The following is a 14,589-nucleotide window of genomic DNA, read 5'->3' on the forward strand; positions in this document are numbered from 1 at the left end:
ACTGATCCACCCCGAAGGGCTTCACCGTTCGACTTGCATGTGTTAAGCACGCCGCCAGCGTTCGTCCTGAGCCAGGATCAAACTCTCCGTGAATGCTTGCCCGTAATCGGGCGGCACACCCGCGTTGAGCGGCACGGCAACCACCGGAATAGGGCGGCCCCGCGCACTGCGTCCTCGCTGTGTTATTTCAAAAAGGAATCTCCAACCCCGGAACAATCCGAGGCCGGGGATGTCAACATATCTGGCGTTGACTTTTGGCACGCTGTTGAGTTCTCAAGGAACGGACACTTCCTTCAGGCCGCCTTCCAGCGGGCCCTCCGGGCGCTTCGTTCTTTCGCATTTCCAGCTTACCAGATGTTTTCCGCTCCGTTTTCCGGAGTTTCATTCATCCGATCCTGGCCGGCCAGGTCCGCTTTTCTGCGGCGACCCCCACATTAGCGCATTTCAGGATTAACCCGAAATTCCCGCTCCCACCCGTCGACAAAAACGCCGAACAACCCAAATGAATGGGCATCGAGTGAGAGTTGGGCTTGCTGAGTGTGATGGCCGCTCCGGCTGGTCCGCGGTGGCCTCTCGGCCTCTCGTGCACCTGCCCGCTTCAAGCGACTCGTCCAACATTAGGCCAGTCGGACGACCTCGTCAAACCCTGAGGGCCGGATCTGACCAGATCCGGCCCTCAGGGTTGAAAACCGCAGTTCAGCAGCGGTGTGGTTTCGGCCAGGCTCAGCCGGCCGCGGTGAGCTCCACCGCCGCCAGGTTGCGCTTGCCACGGCGCAGGACCAGCCAACGGCCGTGCAGCAGGTCCGACTCGGCCGGCACCGCCTCCTCGTCCGTCACCTTGACGTTGTTGAGGTAGGCGCCGCCTTCCTTGATCGTCCGGCGGGCGGCCGACCGGCTCGGCGACAGACCGACGGCGACCAGCAGGTCGACGATCGACTGCAGCTCGGTGACCTTGGCCTTCGGGACCTCGGCCAGCGCGGCGGCCAGGGTCGGGGCCTCCAGGTCGGCGAGGTCCCCCTGGCCGAACAGTGCCTTGGAAGCGGCCACCGCGCGCTGGTACTGCTCGGCGCCGTGGACCAGGGTGGTCAGCTCCTCGGCGAGTGCCCGCTGCGCGAGCCGGGCGGCGGGCCGCTCGGCGGTCTCGCGCTCCAGCTCCTCGACCTCCTCCTTCGTGCGGAAGCTGAAGATCCGCAGGAAGGTGGGGACGTCCCGGTCGTCGGCGTTCAGCCAGAACTGGTAGAAGGCGTACGGGGTGGTCAGCTCGGGGTCGAGCCAGACCGTGCCGGACTCCGTCTTGCCGAACTTGGTGCCGTCGGCCTTCACGATCAGCGGCGTGGCCAGCGCGTGCACCGACTTGGCGTCGGCCTTGCGGATCAGGTCGGTGCCGGCGGTGAGGTTGCCCCACTGGTCGCTGCCGCCGGTCTGCAGGCTGCAGCCGTAGCGGCGGTTCAGCTCCAGGTAGTCCATGCCCTGGAGGATCTGGTAGCTGAACTCGGTGTAGCTGATGCCCGCGTCGGAGTTGAGCCGCCGCGCGACGGCCTCCTTGGCGATCATGTTGTTGACGCGGAAGTACTTGCCCACGTCACGCAGCAGGCTGATGGCCGACATCCCGGAGGTCCAGTCCAGGTTGTTGACCATGCGCGCCGCGTACGGGCCCTCGAAGTCGAGGAAGCGCGAGATCTGGCCGCGCAGCCGCTCGACCCAGCCGGCCACCGTCTCGGGGTCGTTGAGGACCCGCTCGGCGGTGGGCTTCGGGTCCCCGATCAGGCCGGTGGCGCCGCCGACCAGACCGAGCGGGAGGTTCCCCGCCTGCTGGATGCGGCGCATGGTGAGGATCTGTACCAGGTTGCCGAGGTGCAGGCTGGGGGCCGTCGGGTCGAACCCGCAATAGAACGTGACCGGGCCGTCCGCGAATGCCTTGCGCAGTGCGTCCTCGTCGGTGGACAGGGCGATCAGACCACGCCACTGCAGCTCGTCGACGATGTCCGTCACGGTCACGATTCTCCTTCGATCGGGCGTCCGCCCGGTGCGGACCCGGTTCGTCCGGGCCCCGGTACGGAGCGACTCCAGCGTCACAAAGCCTACGCGGTCCGGGCCAGGGCTTTTCCGTCGAGGCGTCCGGCCCGGCACCGGGTCGGCGCGGGCCCGCCCCGTCCACCGCCGGCCACGCCCCGCCCCGACACCGGAAATTCCGTTGTTCGTCGGCCCGGGGCCCCTTCAGAGTGGTGCCAACGCCGCGCGGCGGCAGTGACGTGTGTGGAGACGGTCGTGCCGCCGTGGCACGCCGGTGGAAAGGGTGGGCCGAGGTGCGCAACACGCTGGTTCTGAACGCGAGCTACGAACCCCTGACGACGGTGTCGCTCCAGCGCGCCGTGGTGCTGGTGCTCCAGGACAAGGCGGTGGTGGAACAGGCGCACCCGCTGCGGACCATGCGCGGTACCGGCGTCACCGTCCCGGTGCCCCGGGTGATCAGACTGCAACGGTACGTACGCGTGCCGTTCCGACAACAGGCCCCGTGGTCACGCCGCGGTGTGCTGGGCCGGGACCAGCACCTGTGCGCCTACTGCGGGCGCCGGGCCACCACCGTGGACCACCTCCAGCCCAGGTCGCGGGGCGGGGCCGACAGCTGGCTGAACACCGTGGCCGCCTGCGCCGAGGACAACCAGCGCAAGGCCGACCGGACACCGGAGCAGGCCGGCATGCGGCTGCTGCGCAAGCCGTTCGTACCGACCCCGCAGGCCACGCTGATGACGGCGCTGGGCCTGCGCGGCCCGGAGGCCCGGGACCTCGCCGCCTGGCTGCCGGCCGGAACCGTCCCGGCCGGGCCCGCGGTGCCGTCCGCGGCCTGAGGCCGTCCGGGCGGGGAGCGGGTCAGCCGGTCGCCTGGTACCCGGACGCTATGCCGAAGTTGGCCGAGTGTTCGGGTACCGCGACGACCTTGCCGCCGCCGATCAGCACCCGGCCGGAGACCAGCAGTGAGCCGGTGCCCTGCGGGAAGCTGCCGCCCATCGCCTCGCCGCCGCCGTCCAGCGTGAAGCGGCTCAGGTGGGCGGGCCGTTCGCGGCGTTCGTCGGCGGCCAGCACCAGCGCCCGGTCGTCGATGGCGACCGCCCGCAGGACGCCCTTCTCCAGCGCCGCCGTCTTCCAGCGCGGCTTGCCGCTGTCCAGGTCGTAGCCGACGACCGAGACCGGTCCGCCGCCGTTCGCCGGGACGACCGTGGTCACCATCGTCCGGTCCTGGAAGAACACCCGGGGTGTGGCCGAAAACGTGCCCTGGGCGACATCGAGCCGGCCCTCCCCGGTGGCGACCGGGATCTCGGCGGCCGGGTCGCCCGTCGGGCCCCAGGCGAGCACCTTGTCGTCGTCGGGTTTCCCGCCGGTGGCCAGGACGACGGACGGTTCGGCGGAGAGCACGGTCACCGTCTTCGGCTGGCTGTTCAGCCCCCGCCACCAGTTCACCTTGCCGTCGGCGGTGTTCAGCGAGACCGCCTGGTCGACGGGGGTGGAGTCGGCGCAGGAGCTGGCGACCATGACGGTCCGGCCGGTGACACCGCCGGAGAGGGTGCAGAACTTGCCCTGGCCGGTGTACTGCCAGACGTCCTTGCCGTCGGCGGACTCCCAGGCGATCACCCGGTCGTCGCCGACGGCGATCACCTTGTCCTCGGTGACGCCGATCCGGGCCGCGTAACCGCCCTTGGCGTCCGAGACGCTCTTGGTCCAAGCGGTCTTGCCGGTCTTCGCGTCGACGGCGGCGACCAGCGTGCAAGGGCTCTTCGGATCGGCCTTCGGGCGGAACAGCACCGCGCCCAGACCGGCCCCGTTCACGCTCGGCGACAGCCCGCAGGGCACCGCCCCGGCGGCCGGCGGCTCGACCGACCAGGTGGGCCGGCCGGCCGCCAGGTCATAGGCGTGGACACCGCTGGAGTCGGCCCGGACCACCGCGTCGGCCAGCAGCCAGCTGCCCACCAGCGTGTCGTCGGCGCCCGGCTGCACGGCGCCGGCCGGCTGGGCGGACCAGGCCTTGGCGTGGGAGACGGCGAAGCCGGGATCACCGTCGGCGGAGGCGTTCTCGCTGCCCTCGGCGGCGACCGCCAGACCGGCGGCGACCAGCACGCCGAGCGCGGCGACACCGGCGCCGGTCCGCACCATCAGGGCCCGCCGGCCGGGCGCGTGTTCGGCCGAGACCACGGCGTCGGCGGCGGCCCGGGCCTTGGCCGTGAAGGAGGAACGGCCTGCGGAGCCGCCGGCCCGCCGGCCCGCCGACCGCGACCCCGGCCTGGCGGACGCGCCGGGTACGGCGGCCTCCGACGGCGCCGCGGGCCCCGGCTGGGGCGCCGGCTCCGGGTCGGGTTCCGGCTCGATGTGCACATAGCCGTCGGCGGAGTACTCGGCTCCGGCCGGGGCGTAGAGCTCGTCCCCGGCCGGCGGCTGCGGGACGGCGTACGGGGCGTACTGCTGCTGCTCGTGACCTGGGTACGGGGCGTACGGCTGGTACGGGCCGTCCGGGTGGCCACCGTGGCCGTACCCACCCTGGCCGTACCCGGCGTCGGTGCCGTACCCGGCGTCGGTGCCGTAGCCAGGGGCGGTGCCGTACTCGGCGGTCCCCTGCCACTGCTGCTGCTCCGGGTACCCGCCCTGCCACTCGGGCTGCGGCTGGGGGTACCAGGGCTGCTGCTGGGCGTCTCCGAGGGGATCCTGCGCCATCCGTTCCGTCCCTCCCGACCGCCTGAAGTGCGGCAGCCAGCATCTCACGCCGGGCGGAGCGGCCCGTTCCGCCCTCCGGAGAGGCCTCCGGAGGGCGGCGGGCGAGGCGCGGTGCGGGCGGGCCGGCTACCCCGCCTCGGCGCGGAAGGCCTCGTCGATGCGGCCGGCGAGCGCGAAGTCCAGCGCGGTGAGACCGCCCGCGCTGTGGGTGGAGAGCGCGAAGTGCAGGGTGCGCCAGCGGATGTCGATGTCGGGGTGGTGGTCCATCGCCTCCGCGGCCTCGGCGACGGCGACGACCACCCGGATCGCGGCCGGGAAGTCCGGCGCGTCGGCGGTCCGGACGATGCTGTCACCGTCCCTGGACCACTCCGGCCGTCCGGCCAGCGCGGCGGTGATCTCGTCCTCGGTCAGGCGTGCTCTGCTGCTCATCGAACCGCTCCCGTGGGTCGGGGGTGAAGGGTCGGGCCTTCCGCCGCGAAACGGACCGGGTGGCGGCGGCCAGGGCCCCGGTGCGGTCCGGACGGGAAGGCGCACGTAGGAGCATAGGGAGGCGGGCTCCCGCGCGGTCGACGACACCTCGCGGCGCCCGCCGGTGTCACGCGTCTCCCCCGCTCCGGGGCCCTCCGGGCCGTCCGCGGGCACCGGGCGCGACGGCGGATCAGCCGATCAGCAGCTTGGTGACGGCGACCAGCCCGACCACCACGATGACCCCGCGCAGCGCGGGCGGCGGCAGCTTGCGGCCCACCTTGGCGCCGATCAGCCCGCCGCAGAGCGAGCCGACGGCGATCAGCCCGGCGGCCGTCCAGTCGACGGTCGAGGTGAAGAGGAAGAACACGGCGGCGACCGCGTTGACGATCATCGCCAACGCGTTCTTCACGCCGTTGATCCGCTGGAGGTCCTCCTGGAGCAGCATGCCCATCAACGCCATCAGCAGGACGCCCTGGGCCGCGCCGAAGTAGCCGCCGTAGATGCCGGTGAGGAAGACGCCGCCGAGCAGCACCGCGCTTCCGTCGGGGTCTCCCCCGGGCCGGCGGCGGGCCGCGACCGCCCTGGCCACCCGGGGCTGGATCACCACCAGGACGAGGGCCAGCAGGATCAGCGCCGGGACGATCGCGTCGAAGGCGCCGCTGGGCAGTCTGATCAGCAGGACGGCGCCGACCAGTCCGCCGAGCAGCGAGGCGGTGCCCAGCCGGAGCAGCCGTCGGCCCTGGCCGGCCAGCTCCCTGCGGTAGCCGATCACGCCGCTCAGCGAACCGGGCACCAGGCCGAAGGTGTTGGAGACGTTGGCGGTGACCGGCGGGATGCCGACGGCGAGCAGGACGGGGAAGGTGATCAGGGTTCCGGAGCCGACGATCACATTGATCATCCCGGCCCCGACACCCGCCACCAGGACGGCGATCGCCTCCCAGAGCGTCATGGGTCACCTCTCGTCTCGGTCCTGTCCGAGGCGATCATGCCGGACCGGGTACCGGGCCCACCAGACCCGACCGCGATCCGGGACGTGGGACCCGGCCCGCGCCGCACCCTCGGGAACGGCCGAGGGCCCGCCTCCCGTACCGCACGGGAGGCGGGCCCTCATCGCATCAGGCGCGTCCGGAGACGCTCCGGATCACTCCGGGTCGATCTTGCGGTACTCGCGGGCCGGGTCCACCCGGGGGCGGGCGGCGCCCTTGGTGTCGGTGTCCAGCGGGCGCGGCCCGGCCGCCGGGTCGAGCGGGACCTGGGTGGCGGCCGGCGCCGCCGGGACGCTCGGCGCCGCGACCGCGCCGCCGTTCGCCCCGCCGGTCAGGCCGTTGAACGCGCCGCCGAGGCCCTTGAGCGCGTCGCCCACCTCGCTCGGGATGATCCAGAGCTTGTTGGAGTCGCCCTTGGCCAGCTCGGGCAGCGTCTGCAGGTACTGGTAGGCGAGCAGCTTCTGGTCGGCGTCGCCGTCGTGGATGGCCTCGAAGACCGTCCGGATCGCGGCCGCCTCACCGTCGGCGCGCAGCACCGCGGCCTGGGCCTCACCCTCGGCCTTGAGCACCTCGGCCTGCTTCTCACCCTCGGCGCGCAGGATCTGGGCCTGCCGGGCGCCCTCGGCGGTGAGGATCGCGGCGCGCTTGTCACGGTCGGCGCGCATCTGCTTCTCCATCGAGTCCTGGATGGAGGTCGGCGGCTCGATCGCCTTGAGCTCGACGCGGTTGACCCGGATGCCCCACTTGCCGGTGGCCTCGTCGAGCACCCCGCGCAGGCCGGCGTTGATGACCTCGCGCGAGGTCAGGGTGGACTCGAGGTCCATCGAGCCGATGATGTTGCGCAGCGTGGTGACGGTGAGCTGCTCGATCGCCTGGATGTAGCTGGCGACCTCGTAGGTGGCCGCCCGGGCGTCGGTGACCTGGTAGTAGATCACCGTGTCGATGTTGACCACCAGGTTGTCCTGGGTGATCACCGGCTGCGGCGGGAACGGCACGACCTGCTCACGCAGGTCGATCCGGTTGCGGACCCGGTCGATGAACGGGACGACGATGTTCAGCCCTGCGTTGAGCGTCCGGGTGTAGCGGCCGAAGCGCTCCACGATCGCGGCGCTGGCCTGCGGGATGACCTGAATCGTCTTGATCAGCGCGATGAATGCCACCACGACCAGGACGACCAAAACGATAAGGACGGGTTCCACGGACTCTCCCCTAGACGACCAGGGCGGTCGCGCCCTGGATTTCGACGACATCGACCTGCTGCCCCGGTTGGTACACGCTGCCGGGGTTGAGCGCACGGGCCGACCAGATCTCGCCGTTCAGCTTGATCCGCCCGCCCTCCCCGTCGACCGTTTCCGCGACGACCGCGGTGGCGCCCTGGAGCGCCTCGATGCCCATTTTGATGTTCGGGCCCTTCTTGAGCTCCCGGTACGCGATCGGGCGGACCACGACCAGCAGCGCGACCGAGACCGCGACGAAGGTCAGTACCTGCCAGACCGCTCCGGCGCCCAGCCCGGCCACTCCGGCCGCCGCCAGCGCGCCGACCGCGAACATGGCGAACTCCGGCATCGCGGTGATCACCAGCGGTATGCCGAGGCCGACGGCGGCGAGGAGCCACCAGATCCAGCTGTCCACGTGTCCATCCTAGGGAGCGAAGGGCCTTAGGGCGGAAAGTTCCCGCAGGTGGAGGGGCGGAAACCGGTCGCACGTGCGACCGGCCCCGGTTCAGCGGACTTCAGTGGCCGTCAGCGGGCTCATCGGAGACCTCATGAGGCGTCAGCGGCCTCAGCCGAGCGGCAGGCCCTGGGCGGACCAGCGGTCGCCGTGCCGCTCCAGGGTCAGCGGCAGGCCGAAGCAGAGCGACAGGTTGCGCGCGGTCAGCTCAGTGTCGATCGGGCCGGCGGTGAGCACCTTGCCCTGACGGATCATCAGGACGTGGGTGAAGCCGGGGGCGATCTCCTCGACGTGGTGGGTGACCATGGCCATCGCCGGCGCGAACTCGTCCTGCGCGAGCGCGCCGAGGCGGCGGACCAGGTCCTCACGGCCGCCGAGGTCGAGGCCGGCGGCGGGCTCGTCCAGCAGCAGCAGCTCGGGGTCGGTCATCAGCGCGCGGGCGATCAGGGTGCGCTTGCGCTCGCCCTCGGAGAGGGTGCCGAACTTGCGGGCGGTGAGGTTGACCATGCCGAGCCGGTCGAGGAGCGCGAGCGCGCGGGACTCGTCGGTCTGCTCGTACTTCTCCTGCCAGCTGACCGTCATGCCGTACGCGGCGGTGAGCACCGTTTGCAGCACGGTCTGCTCGGCGGGCAGCTTGTCGAACATGGCCGCGCCGGCCAGGCCGATCCGCGAGCGCAGCTCGAAGACGTCGACCTCGCCGAGCTTCTCGCCGAGGACGGACACCTTGCCGGCGGTCGGGAAGAGGTACGTGGAGGCGATCTGCAGCAGGGTGGTCTTCCCGGCGCCGTTGGGGCCGAGGATGACCCAGCGCTCTCCCTCGGAGATGGACCACGAGACCTGGTCGACCAGCGCGCGCCCCTCCCGGACCACGGATACGTCCACCAGCTCCAGCACGTCGCTCATGCCTACGCCTTCCCCAATACAGAAATACGGCCGTCGGGTGCGGGCGGGCAGCCACTCCGGCGGCCGGTGGGCACGGAGTGGGTGCGCCGCACGCGCATGGGCAAACCTACGCCACGCGGATGACCGCCGATTCCGTAGGCTGGCCGGATGCTCGTGACTCCTGCCGACAATCCGTACGAAGAGCCCCGTTCGGGGCGGTTGACCGCCTGGGGCAACGCTCTGCTGAACGGCCTGGTGCCGCCCGACAACGCCGCCGCCGCGGTGCTCGGCGCCGACGAGAGCCACCGGGTGACCGGGCTGCCCGGGGACGGGCCCGGGGAGCTGCACGGGCTCACCTGGGCGCTGGGGCGGCTCCGGGTGCTGGGGGTGAAGGGCCTGCGGCTGGCGCTGCCGAGCGCCGGGCACCCGCTGGGGCTGACCGGCCCCGCGTCGTTCAACCAGCGCGCGCTGGACGCGGGCGAGGCCGTGCTGGCGGTGGGGGTGCCGCTCGGGCTGGTGCCGGAGATCGAGGTGTTCGGCCCGGCCGGGGACCGCTCGGCGACGGTCCTGTGGCGCTGCTCGGAGGTGGACGACGCCCCGCCCGCCGATGTGCCGTCGCTGCACGAGGCCGAGCGCGAGCTGGTGGACGGGCTGCGCGAGGCGACCGTCCTGCTGGCCCGGCTGGATGTCGCCGGGGCCGGCCCCGAGGCGCTGCGGGCCCTGGACGCCTACCGCCGGCGCGGCCACGTCGAGCTGCTCGCGCCCGGCTACCCGCCGCGGGCGGTCCGGGTGCTGGAGTCGGCCCGCCAGGTGTCCGCGCTGCTCTCGATCGCCTCGGGCGGCCACGGGGCGGCGGTCAGCGCCTCCGAGATGGCCGCCCGCCAGGGCGCCCTGGCGCCCCTGCGGCGGACCGCCCGGCGGGCCCAGGTGGCGGCGTACAACGCCCTGGTGGACGAGCGCGGGGACCGCTGAGCCCGCGGGCCCCGCTCAGGCCTCCCTGGCCGCCCCGTTGCGGACGGCCCAGAGCGCGGCCTGGGTGCGGTCGGCGAGGTCCAGCTTCATCAGGATGTTGGAGACGTGGGTCTTCACCGTCTTCTCGGAGAGGTGCAGGCTCCGGGCGATCTCCCGGTTGGAGCGCCCGTCGGCGATGTGGCCGAGCACCTCGCGCTCGCGTTCGGTGAGGGTGCCGCCGCGGCCCTGCGGAGCACGGGGGCCGTCGTCGGCGAGCAGCGCCTCGGCGAGTTCGGGCTGGAGCAGGACGTGGCCGGCGTGGACCGAGCGGATCGCGCCGGCCAGCGCCTCCGGGTCGACGTCCTTGTAGACGTACCCGGCGGCGCCGGCCCGCAGCGCGGGGACCATCGTGCGGTGCTCGGTGAAGCTGGTGACGATCAGGATGCGGGCCCGGCTGCCCTCGCCCTTGAGGGTGCGCAGCGCCTCGATGCCGTCCACGTCCGGCATCTTGAGGTCCATCAGGACGACGTCGGGGTCGAGCTCCCGGGCGCGGTCCACGCCCTCGGCGCCGTCGGCGGCCTCGCCGACCACCTCGATGTCGTCCTGCACCTCCAGGAAGGTGCGCAGGCCGCGGCGGACCACCTGGTGGTCGTCGACCAGCAGGACGCGGATCGCTGGCGTGGTGTCAGGCACCGGGGACCTCCATCTCGACGACCGTTCCCTTCCCGGGGGCCGATTCCAGGGTGAGCGTGCCGCCGACGGCGGCGGCACGGTCGCGCATCGAGGCCAGGCCGAGGTGGCGGCCGGCCCGGCGGACGGACTCCGGGTCGAAGCCCCGGCCGTCGTCGCGGACCCGCAGGACGGCGCCGCGGGCGGACGTGCCGGCCAGGGTGACGGTGACCCGCCCGGCCCCGGAGTGGCGCAGCGCGTTGTGCAGGGCTTCCTGGGCGACCCGCAGCAGGGCGGCCTCCTGGGCCGGCGGCAGGGCGCGGACTCCGTCGGCGGCGAAGACGAGGTCGGCGCTGTGGGCCCGGTCGAGGACCTGCACCTGGGAGGCGAGGGTGGCGCTGAGGCCGTCCTCCTCCAGGGCGGCGGGGCGCAGTTCGACGACGACGGCGCGCAGTTCGTCGGCGGCCTCGGCGGCGAGGCGGGCGACCTCGGCGAGTTCGGCGCGGGCGCGGGCCGGGTCGCGCTCGACCAGGGTGGCGGCGGCCTTGGCGGTGAGGCGCAGCGAGAAGAGCTTCTGCGAGACGGCGTCGTGCAGGTCGTGGGCGATCCGGGCGCGTTCGCCGGCCAGGGTGAGTTCGCGGCTGCGCTCGTAGAGGCGGGCGTTGGAGAGGGCGAGGGCGGCGTGCGCGGCGAGTATCCGGAGCAGTTCCTCGTCGTGGTCGGTGAAGCCGCCGCCGAGCCGCTTGTTGGCGAGGAAGATGACGCCCATGACCTGCGGCTCGTCCTCGACGGCGTCGGTGTCGAGGATCGGCATGCCGAGGAAGGCGTCCATGTCCGGGTGGGCGGCCGGCCAGCCGCCGAAGGCGGGGGCCCGGCGGACGTCGGCGAGCCGGGTGGGCCCGGTCTCGTGGAGCATCTTGGCGAGGACGCCGTGCTGGCGGGGCAGCGGGCCGATGGCCTTCCACTGCTCGTCGGTGATGCCGTCGACGACGAACTGGGCGAAGCCGCCGTGGTCGTCCGGTACGCCGAGGGCCGCGTACTCGGCGCCGAGCAGGTCGCGGGCGGAGGCGGTGATCCGGCGCAGGACCTCGCGCACCTCCAGGTGGCGGCTCATCCCGAGCAGGGCCTGGCTGACGGCCTCGATACCGGCCAGGCAGGGCTCGCAGGCGGGCAGTGGACCGGTGGGCGGCGGGCCGACCGGTATCCGGCCGACGGGGAGCGGTCCGGCCGGGGGCCGGCGGTCGCTGGACGCGGGGGGCATACCGCCAAACTACCGCCGCGCGGCCGCCGCCCGCGTCGGTCCGAGGGCGCGCGGGGCGCAGGTCCGAGGACCTACGCCCCGGGCCGGAGCGGCACCGGAACGCCGGGGGGCGGCCCTCCCGGATCGGGGAGGGCCGCCCCGGTGGAGCGGGCGAAGGGGGTCAGCCCTTCTGCATGACCTCGGGCTCGTGGCGGCGCTGGAGGCGGGTCACGATGACGCCGATGACGACCGACATCGCGATCAGCACACCGGCGTCGAGGAGCAGCTGGCCGACGTTGTGGCCCCAGACCGCGTCGTACTCGGGGTTCTGGAGGTCCTTGTTCCAGGGGCCCATCAGCTTGGACAGGTCCAGCGTGGTGGCGACCACGCCGACGCCCCAGCGGGCCGGCATCAGCCAGGCGAACTGCTCCAGGCCCGGCTTGCTGAAGATCTGGAAGAGGCAGCCGGTGAAGACGACCTGGATGATCGCGAACATGACCAGCAGCGGCATGGTCTTCTCGGAGGTCTTCACCAGCGCGGAGATCATCAGGCCGAACATCATCGAGGCGAAGCTCAGCAGGATCAGGCCGGTGCTCATCTCGATGATCGGCAGGCTCTTGACGATCAGCCCCTCGGAGGGCAGCTTGCGCGGCAGGAAGCCGACGGCGGAGATGACCGCGCCCTGGATCACGCTGAAGAAGCCCAGCACGATGATCTTGGACATCATGTACGCCGAGCGGGAGAGCCCGGTGGCCCGTTCCCGTTCGTAGATCGCCCGTTCCTTGATCAGCTCGCGGACCGAGTTGGCCGCCCCGGAGAAACAGGCGCCGATCGCCAGGATCAGCATGATCGTGGCGGCCCCGCTGTTGATCCCGAGCTGCGACTTCGGGTTCCTCGCCAGGCCCGCCTCGTTCGGGATCAGCACGCTGACCAGCCCGACCACCGCCGGCAGCAGGACGGAGAGCGCCAGGAAGCCCCGGTCCGAGGCGAGCACCGAGGCGTAGCGGCGGATCAGCGTCCACAGCTGCGAGCCCCAGCTCTGCGGCTTCGGCGGGCGGACCGCCTCCCGCACGATCTGGGCGGACTGCGCGGCCGCGGAGTCCACGTCCGCGGAGTACTGCTGGTAGTGCACCGAACCGCGGTAGCGGCCGGCCCAGTCGTGGTCCGGGTAGTTCTCGAAGGCCTGGAAGACATCGGCCCAGGTCTCGTACCCGAAGAAGTGCAGCGCCTCGTCCGGCGGGCCGAAGTAGGCCACCGAACCGCCCGGAGCCATCACCAGCAGCCGGTCGCAGAGCGCGAGTTCGGCCACCGAGTGGGTGACGACGAGGATGGTGCGGCCGTCGTCGGCGAGGCCGCGCAGCATCTGCATGACCTCGCGGTCCATGCCCGGGTCGAGGCCCGAGGTGGGCTCGTCCAGGAAGATCAGCGAGGGCTTGGTGAGCAGTTCCAGCGCGACCGAGACGCGCTTCTGCTGGCCGCCGGAGAGCGCGGTGATCCGGTTGTCGGCGCGCTTGTCCAGGCGCAGCTCGTACAGCACCTCGTCGATCCGGGCCTCGCGCTCGCGCGCCTCGGTGTCGCCGGGGAAGCGCAGCCGGGCCGCGTACTTGAGGCCGGTGCGGACGGTCAGTTCCTTGTGCAGGATCTCCGACTGCGGCACCAGGCCGATGCGCGAGCGCAGCTCGGCGAACTGCTTGTAGAGGTTGCGGCCGTCGTAGAGGACGTCGCCGCGGTCGGCCGGGCGGTAGCCGGTGAGGGCGCGCAGCAGGGTTGACTTGCCGGAGCCGGACGGGCCGATGACGGCGACCAGCGACTTCTCCGGCACGCCGAAGCTGACGTCGTTGAGCAGGATCTTCTTGGCGCCCTTGTGCTCGACCTCGACGGTCAGGTGGCGGGCGGAGAAGGAGACGGCGCCGGTGTCGACGAACTCCTGCAGCTGGTCGCCGACCAGGACGAAGCTGGAGTGGCCGACGGTCAGCCGGTCCTGCGGGCCCATCAGCTGGCGCTGGACGGGCTGGCCGTTGAGGAAGATGCCGTTGTGGCTGCCGAGGTCGATGATCTCGTAGCGGCCGTCGGGCAGTTGGCGCAGCTCGGCGTGGTGGCGGGAGACCTGGAGGTCGGAGACCACGACGTCGTTGTCGAGCGCGCGGCCGATCCGGACGGTGCGCATGGCGGCCGTCAGGTTGCGGATGACCGTCGGCTGCGGGCCGCCGTCGTGCTGCGGCGCCTGCTGCTGCGGGAAGCCGCCGTGCGGGGGCGCCGGCGGGGCGAAGTCCTGCCGCGGCGGGAACGGCTGCTGCTGCCCGCCCCACTGCGGCGGCGGCTGCGCCGGGGGCTGCTGGACGGGCGGCTGCTGGGCCCACTGCTGCTGCACCGGGGGCTGCGGCGTCGGGGCGGCGGCGCGGCTGGTGACGGCCTCGTGCCAGGCGGGGGCCGGCGCGGAGGCCTGGGCGGGCGCGGAGAAGTTCAGCCGGGGGCCGTTCTCGGCGTTGCCGAGGTTGACCGCGGCGCCGGGGAACAGCTGGGCCTGCAGGGTGCGGGCGCCGCCGGTGTAGGTGCCGTTGGTGCTCCCGTGGTCGTCCAGCTGCCAGCCGCTTCCGTTGAAGGAGATGGTGGCGTGCTGCCAGGAGACCCTGGCATCCTCGAACGGGAAGTCCGACTGCGGGTTGCGCCCGATGCTGTAGGACCGCCCCGGCTCCAGAGTCCGCTGCTGTCCGTTGATCTCAATGACGAGTTGCGGCACTGCTCGCCTGCCCCGCTCTCTCGGTCCCCCGATTGTGACCCCGGCCGGGGCCGCGATGATCGTGAATCTGACGGGGGAATCATTCCAGCCCCTCGCCCGGGGACGAAAGTCGCCCCTGACGACTGTGACCAGGCGGAAACGATTCGCCGACGGACCCGTACCACACCCCCGCGTCACCTCTCCGTCACCCATCCGTCACCCGGGTCGTACGCACACCTCCGATACGTCCGTCCGCGAGGTGGACGGGTGCCGTGGCGGCGGCGGGCGGCGGGTAGCGT

12 protein-coding genes and 1 rRNA gene are annotated in these 14,589 nt (G+C 72.3%); 2 read left to right on the top strand and 11 right to left on the bottom strand.

Annotated features, from left to right (window positions below; genetic code table 11):
* Together AB0P06_RS16190 and tyrS are read right to left on the bottom strand one after the other, a co-directional pair.
* Positions 1-93, bottom strand: a 16S ribosomal RNA gene (locus AB0P06_RS16190); the annotation flags it as partial.
* Positions 94-723: 630 nt separating this feature from the next.
* The gene (tyrS, locus tag AB0P06_RS16195) at positions 724-1,992 is read right to left on the bottom strand and encodes a tyrosine--tRNA ligase (RefSeq protein ID WP_363608011.1); all 1,269 of its coding nucleotides are present in this window, start codon (positions 1,990-1,992) and stop codon (positions 724-726) included.
* Between the two features lie 314 nt (positions 1,993-2,306).
* On the opposite strand from tyrS, the gene AB0P06_RS16200 reads away from it, so the two are divergent.
* Positions 2,307-2,849, top strand: coding sequence for an HNH endonuclease (locus AB0P06_RS16200; protein ID WP_363607915.1), 543 nt, complete (start codon positions 2,307-2,309; stop codon positions 2,847-2,849).
* 22 nt (positions 2,850-2,871) lie between these two features.
* Here the strand turns inward: AB0P06_RS16200 and AB0P06_RS16205 are convergent, their stop codons facing one another.
* The 6 genes from AB0P06_RS16205 to AB0P06_RS16230 form a co-directional block, all read right to left on the bottom strand.
* Positions 2,872-4,704, bottom strand: a complete 1,833-nt coding sequence (locus AB0P06_RS16205) for a PQQ-binding-like beta-propeller repeat protein (RefSeq protein WP_363607916.1) — start codon at positions 4,702-4,704, stop codon at positions 2,872-2,874.
* Between the two features lie 126 nt (positions 4,705-4,830).
* Positions 4,831-5,133, bottom strand: a complete 303-nt coding sequence (locus AB0P06_RS16210) for a 4a-hydroxytetrahydrobiopterin dehydratase (RefSeq protein WP_363607917.1) — start codon at positions 5,131-5,133, stop codon at positions 4,831-4,833.
* 229 nt (positions 5,134-5,362) lie between these two features.
* Positions 5,363-6,121 carry a sulfite exporter TauE/SafE family protein gene (locus AB0P06_RS16215; RefSeq protein ID WP_363607918.1) on the bottom strand — a complete coding sequence of 253 codons (759 nt, stop codon included), beginning with the start codon at positions 6,119-6,121 and terminating at the stop codon, positions 5,363-5,365.
* Positions 6,122-6,313: 192 nt separating this feature from the next.
* Positions 6,314-7,357, bottom strand: coding sequence for an SPFH domain-containing protein (locus tag AB0P06_RS16220; protein ID WP_363607919.1), 1,044 nt, complete (start codon positions 7,355-7,357; stop codon positions 6,314-6,316).
* A 10-nt stretch (positions 7,358-7,367) separates the two neighbouring features.
* Positions 7,368-7,790, bottom strand: coding sequence for an NfeD family protein (locus tag AB0P06_RS16225; protein ID WP_363607920.1), 423 nt, complete (start codon positions 7,788-7,790; stop codon positions 7,368-7,370).
* A gap of 150 nt (positions 7,791-7,940) precedes the next feature.
* Entirely contained in the window at positions 7,941-8,732 is a 792-nt protein-coding gene (locus AB0P06_RS16230) for an ABC transporter ATP-binding protein (protein ID WP_363607921.1), read from the bottom strand.
* Between the two features lie 147 nt (positions 8,733-8,879).
* Here AB0P06_RS16230 and AB0P06_RS16235 point away from each other — a divergent pair, with 147 nt between their 5' ends.
* The gene (locus AB0P06_RS16235) at positions 8,880-9,683 is read left to right on the top strand and encodes a hypothetical protein (RefSeq protein WP_363607922.1); all 804 of its coding nucleotides are present in this window, start codon (positions 8,880-8,882) and stop codon (positions 9,681-9,683) included.
* A 15-nt stretch (positions 9,684-9,698) separates the two neighbouring features.
* On the opposite strand, the gene AB0P06_RS16240 is transcribed toward AB0P06_RS16235, so the two are convergent.
* The 3 genes from AB0P06_RS16240 to AB0P06_RS16250 form a co-directional block, all read right to left on the bottom strand.
* A complete protein-coding gene (locus AB0P06_RS16240) occupies positions 9,699-10,355 on the bottom strand; it encodes a response regulator transcription factor (RefSeq protein WP_363607923.1) in 657 nt (218 codons plus the stop codon).
* Complete coding sequence (locus AB0P06_RS16245) at positions 10,348-11,445, bottom strand: GAF domain-containing sensor histidine kinase (RefSeq protein ID WP_363608012.1); 1,098 nt, start codon at positions 11,443-11,445, stop codon at positions 10,348-10,350. The genes AB0P06_RS16240 and AB0P06_RS16245 overlap by 8 nt, the downstream gene beginning before the upstream one ends.
* A gap of 307 nt (positions 11,446-11,752) precedes the next feature.
* A complete protein-coding gene (locus AB0P06_RS16250; protein WP_363607924.1) occupies positions 11,753-14,311 on the bottom strand; it encodes an FHA domain-containing protein in 2,559 nt (852 codons plus the stop codon).
* Positions 14,312-14,589: the final 278 nt, after the last annotated feature.

It is taken from the genome of Kitasatospora sp. NPDC088351, from assembly GCF_040685575.1.
Classification (GTDB): Bacteria; Actinomycetota; Actinomycetes; order Streptomycetales; family Streptomycetaceae; genus Kitasatospora.

Bases quoted from the DNA above. Each gene is read 5' to 3' on its own strand.
- AB0P06_RS16245 (WP_363608012.1), bottom strand. From the start codon at position 11,445: ATGAGCCGCCACCTGGAGGTGCGCGAGGTCCTGCGCCGGATCACCGCC.
- AB0P06_RS16205 (WP_363607916.1), bottom strand. From the start codon at position 4,704: ATGGCGCAGGATCCCCTCGGAGACGCCCAGCAGCAGCCCTGGTACCCC.
- AB0P06_RS16235 (WP_363607922.1), top strand. From the start codon at position 8,880: ATGCTCGTGACTCCTGCCGACAATCCGTACGAAGAGCCCCGTTCGGGG.
- AB0P06_RS16230 (WP_363607921.1), bottom strand. From the start codon at position 8,732: ATGAGCGACGTGCTGGAGCTGGTGGACGTATCCGTGGTCCGGGAGGGG.
- AB0P06_RS16210 (WP_363607917.1), bottom strand. From the start codon at position 5,133: ATGAGCAGCAGAGCACGCCTGACCGAGGACGAGATCACCGCCGCGCTG.
- AB0P06_RS16215 (WP_363607918.1), bottom strand. From the start codon at position 6,121: ATGACGCTCTGGGAGGCGATCGCCGTCCTGGTGGCGGGTGTCGGGGCC.